This window comes from Tahibacter caeni, from assembly GCF_024609805.1.
Lineage (GTDB): Bacteria > Pseudomonadota > Gammaproteobacteria > Xanthomonadales > Rhodanobacteraceae > Tahibacter > Tahibacter caeni.
Window position 1 is genome coordinate 1 of the sequence record NZ_JANFVR010000648.1, and the last position, 1177, is coordinate 1177.

A 1177-nucleotide genomic window follows, 5' to 3' on the forward strand; every position below is an offset into this window, starting at 1 on the left:
CGCAGCCGGTAGACCAGCCGGCGCAGATCGAGCAGCGGCCGCGGCACGTCCGTGCCGATCTGCGCGTACTGAACGAGCTCGATCTGCCAGCGCGCGCGCAGGGACGGCGGCTGGTTCTGTGCCTGCCAGCCGGCCAGCCGCGCGGCGATCTCCGCCGCCGTCGTCGCGGCCAGCGGCTGCGGCGGCTGCAACGCGACCGGCAGGACGCCGAGCAGCGCGTCCGCGGGATCGTCGGCGGCGAGCGCATAGGCGTAGTACAGCCGCAGCGCGAGCGGCTGGCCGATCGCGCGTGCGCCGAACAGGACGCCGAACGCCGCAACCAGTGCCCCCTCGAGGTTCTCGCCCGGTGCGCCGATCTCGAAATCCTGCGACCACTGGTTCAGCGGCGCCACCGTATCCGCTGCGACGACGGTGGCGGTGCGGTACACCGGAATGTCCGACGCGTCGTCGACGAGGCCGCGATTGCGCACGGCGGTCAGCGCCGCGCGCGCGTTCTGCGCATCGGCGACCGTCAGGCCGCACCAGCGCAGGCTCAGGGCCTGCCAGCCCGCGGCCGGCAGCGGCGGGTCGATCGGATAGTCGCGTTCGTCGCCGTCGCCGACGCCGTCGCCGAGATCGATGCGTTCGCCGGCCGGCGTGACATGGCCCGCGCGCGGCCAGTGCGTCGACGGCGTCGTGCGCCGCAGACGCAGCGAGCGGATTTCGTCGTCGTCGCCGTAGACCAGCCGCGCGACGACGCGCTCGTCGAAACCGGCCGGCCCGGCGTCCGCAGCGGCGGCGGCGCGGACGTTGAACGAAACGGCGATCTCGATCTCGTCCTGCGCGCGGTGCTCGTGCAGGTAGCGCAGCTCGTAGCACCAGCGCGCCGCACCGGCGAGATCGGCCGCGGCCGGCGCGACGGCCAGTTGCGCGGCGATGATCGGCGGCGCGGGTTCGTACGGCAGCGGCAGGTGCAGGCGTATCGACATGATCAGGCGTCCTCGGATGGCGAAGCACGGCACGCCGCACGCGCCGCTCCGCGATCCGGAGCAGCGCTGCCGTCGCGGCGCGCTGCAGCCTAACGCAATCCGCCGGCGATTCCGCGCAGGCCGGCCGTGCTGCCGGCGCGCATCGCCGGGAACGCCCGGCACGCGTGCCGGCGGCGTCGGCGACCGGTCCGGACTGTCCCGGCACCGGC

1 protein-coding gene is annotated in these 1177 nt (G+C 74.7%); it reads right to left on the minus strand.

Annotation, left to right across the window (positions count from 1 at the left end; all coding sequences use genetic code 11):
- Nucleotides 1–968 (minus strand): hypothetical protein (locus NON22_RS24570; RefSeq protein WP_257389607.1); only part of this gene is annotated, 968 nt, incomplete at its 3' end.
- Nucleotides 969–1177: the final 209 nt, after the last annotated feature.